The 13859-nt window shown below is 66.7% G+C and carries 10 protein-coding genes and 2 pseudogenes; all 12 read left to right on the top strand.

The features are described 5' to 3' along the window. Positions 1-2: 2 nt before the first annotated feature. Positions 3-911, top strand: coding sequence for an SMP-30/gluconolactonase/LRE family protein (locus tag KVP70_RS09745; protein WP_217941973.1), 909 nt, complete (start codon positions 3-5; stop codon positions 909-911). 120 nt (positions 912-1031) lie between these two features. Then, entirely contained in the window at positions 1032-2504 is a 1473-nt protein-coding gene (zwf, locus tag KVP70_RS09750) for a glucose-6-phosphate dehydrogenase (protein ID WP_217941974.1), read from the top strand. Further along, positions 2505-3359, top strand: a complete 855-nt coding sequence (locus KVP70_RS09755) for an SIS domain-containing protein (RefSeq protein ID WP_020701673.1) — start codon at positions 2505-2507, stop codon at positions 3357-3359. An 80-nt stretch (positions 3360-3439) separates the two neighbouring features. Continuing rightward, positions 3440-4312: pseudogene (locus tag KVP70_RS35640) on the top strand (M56 family metallopeptidase); the annotation flags it as partial. A gap of 141 nt (positions 4313-4453) precedes the next feature. Continuing rightward, positions 4454-5245 (top strand): class D beta-lactamase, encoded by a 792-nt coding sequence (gene blaOXA, locus KVP70_RS35645; protein ID WP_416053856.1) that lies wholly within the window; start codon positions 4454-4456, stop codon positions 5243-5245. Between the two features lie 28 nt (positions 5246-5273). Further along, positions 5274-6032 (top strand): annotated as a pseudogene (gene blaOXA / locus KVP70_RS09765) (class D beta-lactamase); the annotation flags it as partial. A gap of 85 nt (positions 6033-6117) precedes the next feature. Next, positions 6118-6585 (top strand): serine hydrolase, encoded by a 468-nt coding sequence (locus KVP70_RS09770; RefSeq protein WP_229224717.1) that lies wholly within the window; start codon positions 6118-6120, stop codon positions 6583-6585. Positions 6586-6597: 12 nt separating this feature from the next. Then, a complete protein-coding gene (tal, locus tag KVP70_RS09775) occupies positions 6598-7533 on the top strand; it encodes a transaldolase (protein WP_217941977.1) in 936 nt (311 codons plus the stop codon). A 176-nt stretch (positions 7534-7709) separates the two neighbouring features. Beyond that, on the top strand, positions 7710-8882 hold the full coding sequence (locus KVP70_RS09780) for an efflux RND transporter periplasmic adaptor subunit (RefSeq protein WP_217941978.1): 1173 nt from the start codon (positions 7710-7712) through the stop codon (positions 8880-8882). A 15-nt stretch (positions 8883-8897) separates the two neighbouring features. Beyond that, positions 8898-12050 (top strand): efflux RND transporter permease subunit, encoded by a 3153-nt coding sequence (locus KVP70_RS09785; protein ID WP_217941979.1) that lies wholly within the window; start codon positions 8898-8900, stop codon positions 12048-12050. After that, on the top strand, positions 12043-13491 hold the full coding sequence (locus tag KVP70_RS09790) for an efflux transporter outer membrane subunit (protein WP_217942171.1): 1449 nt from the start codon (positions 12043-12045) through the stop codon (positions 13489-13491). The genes KVP70_RS09785 and KVP70_RS09790 overlap by 8 nt, the downstream gene beginning before the upstream one ends. Positions 13492-13597: 106 nt before the next feature. Beyond that, complete coding sequence (locus tag KVP70_RS34610; RefSeq protein WP_255575806.1) at positions 13598-13729, top strand: hypothetical protein; 132 nt, start codon at positions 13598-13600, stop codon at positions 13727-13729. Positions 13730-13859 lie beyond the last annotated feature (130 nt).

A 13859-nucleotide genomic window follows, 5' to 3' on the forward strand; every position in this document is an offset into this window, starting at 1 on the left:
CCATGAGCACACCACACATCGAAGTAGAGGTAAAGGTGGCGTTCGACGCCGTCATGCAAACCGGCGAGTGCCCGCTGTGGCACGCGCAGGAGCAGGCGCTGTACTGGGTCGACATCCCGGCCTTCACCGTGCACCGCCTCGATCCCGCCACTGGCGCGCACCGTTCATGGAAGCTCTCCAGCGAGCCGGCCACCCTGGCCGTCAGCGACCAGGGCGGCCTGGTGGTCGCCATGCGCAGCGGCTTCGCGCACCTCGACACCGGCAGCGATGAAGTCCGCCTGACCGAGATCGCCGCCGCGCCCTACGACACCGCCATCACCCGCTTCAACGACGGCCACGTCGACGGCGCCGGACGCTTCTGGGTCGGCACCATCTACGAGCCGCGCGACAAGCCGGCCGCCGAGATGTTCGTGCTGGAACGCGGCGCGATCCGCAAAGCCTGGTCGGGCGGCATGACCAACTCGAACGGCCTGGGCTTCAGCCCGGACTACAGCGCCATGTACCACGCCGACACCAGCGCCCACCGCGTCACCAAGCTGGACTTCGACGTCGCCACCGGCCTCGCTTCCAACCAGCGCCTGCTGCACCAGTTCTCGATGGACAAGGAGCACAACTACGGCGGCCGCCCCGACGGCGCCGCGGTCGACAGCGAAGGCAATTATTGGGTCGCGATGTTCGAAGGCGCCCGCCTGGCCAAGCTGTCGCCCACCGGCGAATTGATCGGCGAAATCAAGCTGCCGGTGCGCTGCCCGACCATGCCGGCCTTCGGCGGCGCCGACCTGCGCACGCTGTACGTCACCAGCGCCGGCGCCCGTCCGGCGCCGGAACTGGCGCAGTTCCCGCTCAGCGGCAAGCTGCTGTCCATCCGCGTCGATGTGGCCGGTCGCACGGAGCCGTCGTATATCGAATAAACTATATGCTGCAGCCGCAGCATATGTAGTAAATTTTCTTGCAAAACGACAAATCGTGTAGTAAATTTACAGTCACGACTAGTAATCCCTCTTTCAGCACTCTACATACTGCGAATAATTATGGCTCTTACCGATTTTGACCTGGTTCTGTTTGGCGGCAGCGGCGATCTGGCGATGCGCAAATTGCTGCCCGCGATGTACGCCCGCGATGTCGCCAACGACTTGCCCGCCACTGCCCGCATCATCTGCGTCGGCCGCGCCGACGCCAGCCAGCAGGACTTCCTGCACACGGTAGAGACCACGTCCAAGCCGCACATCAAGTCGCCGGCCGTGACGCCGGCCGCCTGGGCCAAGTTCACCGCCCGCATCGTGTACGTGTCGCTCAACGCCACCGACTCCGACAGCTACAAGTCGCTGGTCGAGGCGCTGCGCAAGGACGACGCCATCACCAAGGTCTACTACCTGGCGACGCCGCCGGCGATCTTCTCGCAGATCTGCGAGAACCTGAAGGCCAACGGCCTGGTGACGCAGAACTCGCGCGTGGTGCTGGAAAAACCGCTGGGCCGCGACCTGGCCTCGGCCAAGCAGATCAACGCCGAAGTGGGCAAGGTGTTCGAGGAATCGCAGATCTACCGTATCGACCACTACCTGGGCAAGGAGACCGTGCAGAACCTGCTGGCGCTGCGCTTCGGTAACATCCTGTTCGAGCCGCTGTGGCGCCGCGAGTGGATCTCCGACGTGCAGATCACCATCGCCGAGAAGCTGGGCGTGGGCAACCGCATGGGCTACTACGACACCTCGGGCGCGCTGCGCGACATGCTGCAAAACCACCTGCTGCAACTGCTGTGCATCGTCGCCATGGAACCGCCGACCTCGATCGCGCCGGACGCCGTGCGCGACGCCAAGTTGCAGGTACTGCGTTCGCTGAAAAAATTCACCCCGACCACCTTGGCGCAGAACATCGTGCGCGGTCAGTACCGCGCCGGCCATGTCGACGGCAAGGCCGTGCCGAGCTACCGCGACGAGCCGGACGCGCCGGAACATTCGCGCACCGAGACCTTCGTGGCGATGAAGGCCGAGATCGATACCTGGCGCTGGGCCGGCGTGCCGTTCTACCTGCGCACCGGCAAGCGCATGGCCGACGGCCTGGCCGAGATCGTGGTGCGCTTCAAGCCTATCCCGCATTCGATCTTCGCGCAGCCGACCAACAGCTTCCAGCCCAACTCGCTGGTGATCCGCTTGCAGCCGGACGAAGGCCTGCGCATGAACCTGATGGCGAAGACGCCGGGCGACGGCATGCGCTTGAAGCAAGCCGAGCTGGAACTGGACTTCCGCGAATCGTTCAAATCGCCGCGCATGGACGCCTACGAGCGCCTGCTGCTCGACGTGCTGCGCGGCCAGTTGACGCTGTTCATGCGCGGCGACGAGCTGGAAGCGGCATGGGAATGGGTCGAGCCTATCCTGAACAACTGGGAAGCGGACGACAGCTTCCCGATTCCCTACACCTCCGGCACCTGGGGACCGGCCGCCGCGTCGGCCCTGATCGGCCGCGATGGTTTGCAATGGCGCGAAGAAGCGCTTCCTGAGGACTAAATGCTTTTAGATTCCATCCGCACCCAGCTCGACTCGCTCTCCAAATCGGAGCGCAAGGTCGCGCTGGCCGTGCTTGATCATCCGGGCCAGACGGTCAGCCAGAACATCACGGCGCTCGCCAAGAGCGCGCAGGTGTCCGAGCCGACCGTGGTGCGCTTTTGCCGCACGCTGGGCTACGACGGCTGGCACGAGTTCAAGCTCAAGCTGGCCCAAGGCCTGGCGCTGGCCCTGCCCGGCCTGAACGAACAACCGACCCAGGACGACCTCGCGGCCGACCTGGTCAACAAGATATGCAGCCGCTCGATCAACACCCTGCTGGACCTGCGCAACAACCTCGACCCCGAGGCGATCCAGCGGGCGCTGGACATCCTGTCCAAGGCCAACAAGATCGAGTTCTACGGCCAGGGCACCTCCGGCATCGTGGCGGCGGACGCGCAGCACAAGTTCTTCCGCTCCGGCGTGCCGACGGTGGCCTATGCCGACCCGCACATCCACAGTATCGCCGCCGCCCTGCTGCGCGAGGGCGACGCAGTGGTGGCCATTTCGCAGCGCGGCAACAGCCCGTCGCTGGTGCGCTCGATCAAGCTGGCGCGCCGCGGCGGCGCCGACGTGATCGTGCTGGCGCCGTCCGGCACGCCGCTGGCCGACCTGGCGACGGTGCTGATTCCGATCGACCTGATCTTCAACATCGATCCCTACACGCCGATCTCGGCGCGCCTGGCCTACCTGGTGGTGATCGACGTGCTGGCCGTGGGCCTGGCGCTGCAACGCGGCCCCGAGTTCCGCAAGAAGATGCAGAACGCGCAGAAGGCGCTGCAGGAGTTCGACCTGCAGTTCGATTCCTTCATCGGCTGACCCACCCGGATCAGCAAGGCGCTTGACGCCATGCGACACGTGTCACATAATGTGTGACATCTGTCGCATAAGGGCGTCGCATGGCTTTTTCCACTCTCCTCATTTGCCGTTTCCTGCTTGCCAGCCTGGGCTGCTTGGCCGCCGGCCTGGCGGTGTGGGCGTTGACCGCGGCCTGCCGCCGCCACCTGCCCCAGGTCGCCGCGCAGCGTTCCACTTGGCTGCTGGGCCAGCTGACCATCATCGCGACCTTCCTGGCGCTGCTGCTGCCGCACAGCGAGCGGCTGCGCCTGCTTCCAGCGATCGAATTGCCCGAGACCATGCTGGCCGCCCCCGCCGCGCCGGACCACGCCACCACGCCGGCACAGGGCGGCGCCATGGCCGATGGCCACGGCGCCGCAGCGGACTACCGCGCCTGGCTGAGCTACGGCGCGCAAGCCTGGCTGTCGCTGTACTTGCTGGGTCTGGCGTACACCACGGGCCGCGTGCTGCAGTCGCATCGCACACTGAACGGCCTAGCCGCCACCGGCGAGCGCCTGGTCCTGCCGGGCCGGCATCAGGGCCTGGACGCCGTGACGCCGCCGCCATCGCTGGCCGTGATTGAAGTCGACGCGCCGATCTCGCCGATGCTGTTCGGCTGGTTCCGCCCGCGCCTGCTGCTGCCGCGCCATCTGCGCAGCTTCGAGCCCTTGCAGCAGCAGATGATCGTCGAACACGAACTCACGCATTTGCGCCGGCACGACCTGCAATGGATGAGCGCCGGCATCGTGCTGCAAACCCTGCTGTGGTTCAATCCCTTCATGCGCCTGCTGCGCGCCAACCTGGCATGGGCGCAGGAGCTCGGTTGCGACCGCGACGTGCTGCGCAACCGCCCGCCGGCGCTGCGCAAGGCATACGCGGCGGCGCTGGTGGAGCAACTGCGGCTGCAGCCGCATCCGGTCACGCAGTCGGCCAAGACAGCGCTGGCCTTCGGCGGCGTCAGCGCCCGCACGCTGGCGACTCGCATCAGCCTGATCCGCGAACCGGCCGCCGCCCCGCGCGGGCCGTGGGCGCGCGGCGCCGCCGTCGCCGGTCTGGCGGGCGTCTTCGCGGCCAGCCTGGCATTCCAGCCCGCCCTGGCCGACCGCGCGCCGGCGCAAGCGGCCGCGCCGGCCACCTTCAGCTGCACGGACATGGTCGATGCCGCCAGCGGCGCGCAGCTGTTGCGCGACGGCCATTGCGACGAGCGCGTTACGCCGGCATCGACCTTCAACATCGCCGTCAGCCTGATGGGTTACGACAGCGGCATACTGCGCGACGCCCACTCGCCCAACCTGCCGTTCAAGCCAGGCTATGCCGACTGGAACCCCGACTGGCGCGCCACCACCGACCCGACCAGCTGGATACGCAACTCGACCGTGTGGTATGCCCAGCAGGTGACGGCCAGCCTCGGCGCGCAGCGCTTCCGGCAGTATGTGCGCGCTTTCGGCTACGGCAATCTGGATGTCTCGGGCGACCCCGGCAAGGACAACGGCCTGGCCATGTCCTGGATCGCCTCCAGCCTGAAGATATCGCCGGCCGAGCAAACCGCCTTCCTGCGGAAAATCGTCAACCGGCAGCTGCCGCTGTCGGCCCACGCCTACGACATGACCGCCCGCCTCACCGCGCTCGGCGCCTTGCCGAACGGCTGGCAAATCCACGGCAAGACCGGCACCGCCTCGCCGGTGCTGGCCGACGGCAGCGACGACCGGCGGCACAGCTACGGCTGGTTCGTCGGCTGGGCCAGCAAGGGCGGGCGCACCGTGGTGTTTTCCCGCCTGGTGCTGGACGACACACAGGAAAGCGCCGCCGGCCCGAGGACCAGGGACGCGTTCCTGCGCGATCTGCCAGCGCAACTGGACGCACTTTAAACACCAGCCAACACAACAAAGGACTCGCATGAATTTTCGCCACATCGTATTGGGGGCGCTGTACAGTCTCGTCCCGATGTTCGCCACCCACGCCGCCGAAGTGTGCACGGCGCTGGCCGACAGCAACGGCCCGACCGCATTCCAGCGGGGCGACTGCCAGCGCCAGGTGACGCCGGCGTCCACCTTCAAGATCGCCATCAGCCTGATGGGCTACGACGCCGGCATCCTGAAAGACCAGCACACGCCGAAACTGCCGTTCCGCGAAGGCTATGTCGATTGGCGCGACAACTGGCGCCAGGCAACCGATCCCACCAAGTGGATGAAGGACTCGGTGGTTTGGTATTCGCAACAGGTGACGCAGTCGCTGGGCATGCAGCGCTTCGCCGGCTACGCCAGCCAGTTCCAGTACGGGAACGCCGACGTCGCCGGCGATGCCGAACATGACGGCCTGACCTTGTCGTGGATCGGCTCGTCGCTGAAGATCTCGCCGCTGCAGCAGCTGGACTTCCTGAACAAGGTCGTCAGGCGCCAGCTGGGCGTCAGCGCCCGCGCCTACGACATGACCGAGCGCCTGACCGCAGTCGACCGGCCGCTGGCGGGATGGCGTATCCACGGCAAGATCGGCGCCGCCTCCGGCTATGGCTGGTACGTGGGCTGGGCGAGCAAGGGCGCGCGCAGCTTCAGCTTCGCGCACCTGATGCAAAGGGACGACACGCAGCCGAAAGAGACCCCGGCCGGCGTGCTGGCGCGCGAGGCGCTGCTCAGGGAACTGCCGCAGTTGCTGGCCCCGTTGGAGCGTGAGGCGCGGCTCAGGGCAACGCCTGCTGGCCATGGTCGGCGCCCACAGCATGGGCCTGCCATTTGCGGAGGCGATGGAACACCAGCTGTTCCCCGCGCTGGGCATGCGGCAGACCTGCATCAACGTGCCGGCGCAGCAAATGCAGCACTATGCGCAGGGCTATGATGCGGCCAACGCGCCGGTGCGGGTCCATCCCGACGTGCTGGCATCGGAGGCCTACGGCGTCAAGACCACGGCGGCGGACCTGATCCGCTTCGTCGACGCCAAACTCGGCCAGACGCCGCTGGATGATACGCTGCGCCAGGCGATCGCAGCCACGCATATCGGCTACTTCCAGGCCGGCAAGATGACCCAGGATCTGATCTGGGAACAATATCCCGCTTTCCGAGCTGGAAAGAGGCCAGAAGTGATCTTGCCGAAACGGCAAGCTGACCTTTATTGCGTGTCTATATGGAGACTATTGGATGGGGCTTTCTTTAACAATTGTTCATGGTTGAGTACAATAAGGCAAGCAAACGACAGCCTCACTTCCCTCCACTGATTGGCAGCGCACATGAACCAGCTCGAACAGCTCAAGAAATTCACCACCGTAGTCGCCGACACCGGCGATTTCCAGTCCATCCAGGCCTACACCCCGCGCGACGCCACCACCAACCCTTCACTGATCCTGAAGGCGGTGCAGAAGGACGAATACAAGCCGCTGCTGGAAAAAGCCGTGCGCGACAACCTCGACAACTCGATCGCCGAGACCATCGACCACCTGCTGATCGCCTTCGGCAAGCAAATCCTGCGCATCATCCCAGGCCGCGTATCGACCGAGATCGACGCCCGCCTGTCGTTCGACATCGAAGGCTCGGTGGCCAAGGGCCGCGAGCTGATCAAGCTGTACGAGCAGGCCGGCATCGAGCGCGAGCGCGTGCTGATCAAGATGGCCGCCACCTGGGAAGGCATCCGCGCCGCCGAAATCCTGGAAAAGGAAGGCATCCACTGCAACATGACCCTGCTGTTCTCGCTGGGCCAGGCCATCGCCTGCGCCGAGGCGGGCGCGCAGCTGATCTCGCCGTTCGTCGGCCGCATCTATGACTGGTATAAAAAATCCACCGGCATCGACTACGCCGCCGCCGAAGATCCGGGCGTGCAGTCGGTCAAGCGCATCCACAACTACTACCGCAAGTTCGGCTACAAGACCGAGGTGATGGGCGCGAGCTTCCGCAACACCGGCCAGATCCTGGAACTGGCCGGCTGCGACCTGCTCACCATCAGCCCCGATCTGCTGCAAAAGCTGGCCGACAGCAACGCCCCGGTCGAACGCAAGCTGAGCTCGGAGAGCGTGCCGGGCGCCGGCATCATCAAGCTGTCACAGGACGAGAAGACCTTCCGCTTCCAGCTCAACGAAGACCAGATGGCTTCCGAGAAACTGGGCGAAGGCATCCGCGCCTTCTGCGCCGACTCGGGCAAGCTGAAGCAGATCATCTCCGGCATGCGTTGATCCAGCGCCGGCCAGGTTAAAAGGCGGTAACGCGGCGCAGGCCGCGTTACCGCTTTTTTGTTTTCCTTCACTACAAAACGTTACATAACTAGCTGTATTACAATGTTGCGACCTTGGCCAGCCACCCCGCCTGGCCGATCAAGCGCACCATCTAAATCTTTTTACGAGAACCATCCATGAGATTAGTACCTCGTTACACTGCAGCCGTTTTCGCCTTATCCCTGCTGGCCGCCTGCGGCGACAAAGCCGCCGCTCCCGGCGCCCCGCCTGCCGCCACCGTCGCCGTCATCACCGTCGCTCCCGCCGCCGTCACGCTCAGCACCGAGCTGCCAGGCCGCACGGAAGCGTCGCGCATCGCGCAGGTGCGCGCGCGCACGGCCGGCATCGTGCTGCAGCGGGTGTTCAAGGAAGGCGGCGACGTCAAGGCCGGCGAGGTACTGTTCCGCATCGACCCCGCCAGCTTCCAGGCTTCCTACGACAGCGCGCAGGCGGCCGTCGCCAAGGCCGAGGCCAACCTGGCCCAGGCCGAGTTAAAGGTAAAACGATATAAACCGTTATTGGCCGCGCAAGCCGTCAGCCAGCAGGAATACGACGACGCCGTCACCGCGCAGAAGCAGGCCGCCGCCGACCTGGCCACGTCCAGGGCCGCCCGCACCAACGCCGGCCTGACGCTGGGCTACGCCACCGTGACCTCGCCGATCTCCGGCCGCATCGGCCGCGCGCTGGTGACCGAGGGCGCGCTGGTGGGCCAGGGCGAAGCGACGCCGATGGCCACCGTGCAGACGCTGGACCCGATCTACGTCACCATCACCCAATCGTCGGCCGAGCTGCTGCGGTTGCAACGCGCGCTCGCCAGCGGCACGATCAAGGGCGCCGGCAAGAACGAGGCGCGCGTGACCCTGGTCACCGAAGACGGCCAGGCCTATCCGCAGGCGGGCAAGCTGCTGTTCTCGGACGTGTCGGTCGACGAGAGCACCGGCGCGGTGTCGATGCGCGCCGAGTTCCCGAATCCCCAGCGCACCCTGCTGCCTGGCATGTACGTGCGCGCGCGGCTGGACCAGGGCGTCAACGACGCCGCCATCACCGTGCCGCAGCAGGCCGTGGTGCGCAGTCCCGATGGCTCGTCGGTGCTGATCGTCGGCGCCGACAACAAGGTGCTGGCGCAGCCGGTCACCGCCACCGCCAACGATGGGCAGAACTGGGTGGTCAGCTCCGGCCTCAAAGGCGGCGAGCGCATCGTGGTCGAAGGCTTCCAGAAGGCCAAGCCCGGCGCCACCGTCAATCCGCAGCCGTGGAAAGGCCCGGTTGGAACAACGCCGGCCGCCGCCGCGCCGGCCGCCGCCAAATAATCCCCGGGAGCCCTGATGGCCAAGTTTTTCATCGACCGCCCCGTGTTCGCGTGGGTGATCGCACTCTTCATACTGCTGGGCGGAATGCTGGCGATCACGGTCTTGCCCGTGTCGCAGTACCCGACCATCGCACCGCCAGCTATCGTGGTGACGGCCAACTACCCCGGCGCCACCGCGCAGGTGCTGGACGACGCCGTCACCAGCGTGATCGAACAGGAGATGAACGGCGCCGACGGCTTGCAGTACGTCGAATCGTCCAGTGAGGCCAGCGGCGCCGTCACCATCACCGTCACCTTCGTCCCCGGCACCAATCCGGACCTGGCGGCGGTCGATGTGCAGAACCGCATCAAGCGCGTGGAGTCGCGCCTGCCGGCCGCCGTCACGCAGCAGGGCGTGCAGGTCAACAAGGCGCGTTCCAACATCCTGATGTTCGTCGGCCTGACCTCGACCGACGGCCGGCTCGACCCGACCGGCCTGGGCGACTACCTGGCCCGCAACGTGGTCAATGAGGTCAAGCGCATCCCTGGCGTGGGCCAGGCGCAGTTGTTCGGCACCGAGCGGGCGATGCGCATCTGGGTCGATCCGGCCAAGCTGATCGGCCTGAAGATGAACATGGCCGACGTCACCGCCGCCATCCGCGCGCAGAACGCGCAGGTCACCTCCGGCACGCTGGGCGATTTGCCCAGCCCCGCCAGGCAGACCTTCTCGGCGCCCATCGTGGTCACGGGCCAGCTGTCGTCCACCACCGAATTCGGCCAGATCGTGCTGCGCGCGAACCCCAACGGATCGCTGGTGCGCCTGAAGGATGTGGCGCGCATCGAAATGGGCGGCGCCAGCTTCAGCATCAACGCGCGCCTGAACGGCGCGCCGTTTTCCGCCATCGCGGTGCAGCTGTCCCTGACCGGCAACGCGCTGCAAACGGCGACCGCCGTGCGCGAGAAGATGGACCAGCTGGCCAAGTACTTCCCGCCCGGCGTGAAATACACCATCCCTTACGACACCTCGCTGTTCGTCAAGATCTCGATCGAGGAAGTGGTCAAGACCCTGCTCGAAGCGGTGCTGCTGGTGTTCCTGGTGATGTACCTGTTCCTGCAAAACTTCCGCTACACGCTGATCCCGACCATCGTGGTGCCGGTGGCGCTGATGGGCACCTTTGCGGCGATGCAGCTGTTCGGCTTCTCGATCAATGTGCTGACCATGTTCGGCATGGTGCTGGCGATCGGCATCCTGGTCGATGACGCCATCGTGGTGGTGGAAAACGTCGAGCGCATCATGAGCGAGGAAGGCCTGTCGCCACGCGACGCCACCCGCAAGGCGATGACCCAGATCACCGGCGCCATCATCGGCATCACGCTGGTGCTGATCGCCGTGTTCATTCCGATGGCCTTCTTCGGCGGCGCGGTCGGCGCGATCTACCGCCAGTTCTCGCTGGCGATGGTGTCGGCCATGCTGTTCTCGGCGCTGATGGCGCTGACCCTGACGCCGGCGCTGTGCGCCACCATTTTGAAACCGGTGCAAGCCGGCCATCATCATGAGAAGAAGGGCTTCTTCGGCTGGTTCAACCGCCAGTTCGCGGTGACCGCCACCGGCTACCAGGGCGTGATCGCCAAGATGATCCGGCGCACCGGCCGCTACCTGGTGGTGTTCGCGCTGATCTGCGGCGTGGTGGGCTGGCTGTATGCGCGCCTGCCGTCGTCGTTCCTGCCGAACGAGGACCAGGGCTACCTGATCGCCAACGTGCAGCTGCCGGCCGGCGCCTCGAGCAGCCGCACGCAGGCCGTGCTGGCGCAGGCCGACGCCTACTTCCGCAAGCAGCCTGGCGTGGCGCGCACCATCGCGGTGGCGGGCTTCAGCTTCTCCGGCAACGGCCAGAACGCCGGCCTGGTGTTCATTCCGCTGAAGGACTGGAAGGAACGCGGGCCGGAGGAATCGGCGCAGGCGATCGCGCAGCGCGCGTTCGGCGCGCTGTCGAGCATCCCGGACGCGATCATCTTCCCGCTGTCACCGCCGCCGATCCGCGAGCTCGGTAACGCCACCGGCATCACCGCGCGCCTGCAGGACCGCAGCGCGCTCGGTCACGACGCGCTGATCGCCGCGCGCAACCAGCTGCTGGGCATGGCCGGCAAGAGCGCCATCCTCAAGGGCCTGCGTCCCGAGGGCCTAGAGGACGCGCCGCAGTTGCAGGTCGATATCGACCGCGAGAAGGCCAATGCGCTCGGCGTGACCTTCGCCGACATCAACTCGATGATGTCGACCGCGCTCGGTTCGTCCTACGTCAACGACTTCGCCAGCAGCGGGCGCCAGCAGCGCGTGATCGTGCAGGCCGACGCGCCGCGCCGTTTGCAACCGGCCGACATCATGCAGCTCAACGTACGCAGCGCGGCCGGCACGATGGTGCCGTTCTCCTCGTTCGCCACCTCGCACTGGATACAAGGTCCGGTGCAACTGGTGCGCTACAACGGCTACCCCGCCATCAAGCTGACCGGCGATGCCGCCCCTGGTCGCTCGACCGGCGAGGCGATGGACGAACTGGAACGCCTGGCGGCGCAGCTGCCGCCGGGCTTCAGCATCGAATGGACCGGCCAGTCGCTGGAAGAGAAGACTTCCGGCTCGCAGGCGCCGATGCTGTTCGCGCTGTCGCTGCTGGCCGCCTTCCTGGTGCTGGCGGCGCTGTATGAGAGCGAATCGATACCGGTGGCGGTGCTGCTGGTGGTGCCGCTGGGTATCCTGGGCGCGCTGCTGGGCGCCACCATGCGCGGGCTGCCGAACGATGTGTACTTCAAAGTCGGCCTGATCGCCATCATCGGCCTGTCGGCCAAGAACGCGATCCTGATCATCGAATTCGCCAAGGACCTGCAGGCGCAGGGCAAGGGCCTGGTCGAAGCGACCTTGGAGGCGGTGCACCTGCGCTTCCGGCCGATCATCATGACGTCGCTGGCCTTCATCCTCGGCGTGCTGCCGCTGGTGATCGCCACCGGCGCGGGATCGGCCAGCCAGCGCGCCATCGGCACCGGCGTGATGGGCGGCATGATCACGGCCACGGTGCTGGCGGTGTTCCTGGTGCCGGTGTTCTTCGTCGTGATCCGCAAGATCTTCAAGGGCAGCGAGCGCCAGCGCAAACTGGCCGCACATGAAATGAACGATAAGAACCATGAAACCTATGATTAAGCTCGCCCTGCCCCTGACCGTGCTGGCGGCGTTGCTGTCGGCCTGCTCGCTGGCGCCGACCTACCAGCGCCCGGAAGCGCCGGTGGCCGCCGCCTTCCCGGCCGACAGCGCCGGCGCCGGCGCCCGCACCAGCGTGCCATTGCCGCTGGCGGCCGGCGCGCGCGACGCCGTCGATACCGGCTGGCGCGACTACTTCGCCGATCCGCGCCTGCAGCAGCTGATCGCCGCCGCGCTGGAGAACAACCGCGACCTGCGCACCGCCGCGCTGCGCATCGAGGAAGCGCGCGCGCAGTACGACATCCAGTCGGCCGACCGCCTGCCCAACCTCAACGCCAACGCCTCCGGCACCAAGGCCAAGACGCCGGCCTTCCTGTCGCCGAGCGGACAGACCAGCATCGGCAAGCGCTATGACGCCGGACTGGCGCTGTCCTCCTTCGAGCTGGATTTCTTCGGCCGCGTGAAAAGCCTGAACGATGCGGCGCTGGCGGCCTACCTGGCCACCGACGAAGCGCGCCAGGCGGCGCAAATCAGCCTGGTGGCGCAGGTGGCGCAAGCCTATTACACCGAGCGCGCCTACGCCGAGCAGTACGCGCTGGCGCAGCAAACCTACGACGCCCGCGCCCGCACCTACAAGTTGACGCAGCAGCGCGCCGAAGTGGGCGCCTCGTCGCGGCTGGACCTGCGCGCCAACGAGACGCTGATGGAGACCGCGCGCACCGCCGCCCTGACGCTGGCGCGCCAGCGCGCGCAGGCGGACAACGCGCTGACCTTACTGGTCGGCCAGCCGGCCAGCGCCGGCGCCGGATCGGCTGCGACCGCCGGCGCCATGCCGAACGACCAGCAGATCGACGCCCTGAGCGCGCTGCCGACCGGCCTGCCGTCGGACCTTTTGGCGCGCCGTCCCGACATCCGCGCCGCCGAGCAGCGTTTGAAATCGGCCAACGCCAACATCGGCGCCGCACGCGCCGCCTTCTTCCCGCGCATCAGCCTGACGGCCGCGCTGGGCAGCAGCAGCCCGTCGCTGAACGGCCTGTTCGACGGCGGTTCCGGCAGCTGGTCGTTCGCGCCGCAGCTGAGCTTGCCGATCTTCGACGCCGGCCGCAACCGCGCCAACCTGGGCCTGGCCGAAGTGCGCAAGCACCTCGCCGTGGCCGACTACGAGAAAGCGATCCAGACCGCCTTCCGCGAAGTAGCCGACGCGCTGGCCGCGCGCGACTACCTGGGCGAGCAGGTATCGGCCCAGCGCGCCGTGCAGGACGCCCAGGCCGACCGCCTGAAGCTGCTGCAACTGCGCTTCGACAACGGCGTGGCCAGCTCGCTGGACGTGCTGGACGCGCAGCGCGAACTGTTCAGCGCACAGCAGACGCTGGTGCAAGCGCGCCTGCAACGCACCACCAGCGCCATCGACCTGTACCGCGCCCTGGGCGGCGGCGTAAAATAAGCCGGGGTCAAGTCTAGCCGGGGGTCAAGTCTGACATTCGGACACGAGCTCCACCGTAACGGCCACTACGGCAGGGCCCGTGTCCGAATGTCAGACTTGACCCCACTTGCCCACTTGCCTTGACCCCACTTGCCTCAGCCGCGACTGGACCCGCGCCATCGCCGAAAGCGAGCGCCTGGCCGAGGCCTTCGCCCGCTGGTGCGAGCGGCCCGACCTGGCCCAGGCCGCCGCCTTCTAATTGTTTCGAAAAAGCAACACGAGCAGCGGAAGTAGCATGACCGCCGCGACGCGACGGGTGCATACTTGTAGCCTGCCAGCCGCTCGCCGGGCGCGCCGGCGCAGCCATCCTCGGGCCACCTCGGAGCGTC

Origin of the sequence: Duganella violaceipulchra (genome assembly GCF_019166075.1) — a bacterium.
Lineage (GTDB): Bacteria > Pseudomonadota > Gammaproteobacteria > Burkholderiales > Burkholderiaceae_D > Rugamonas > Rugamonas violaceipulchra.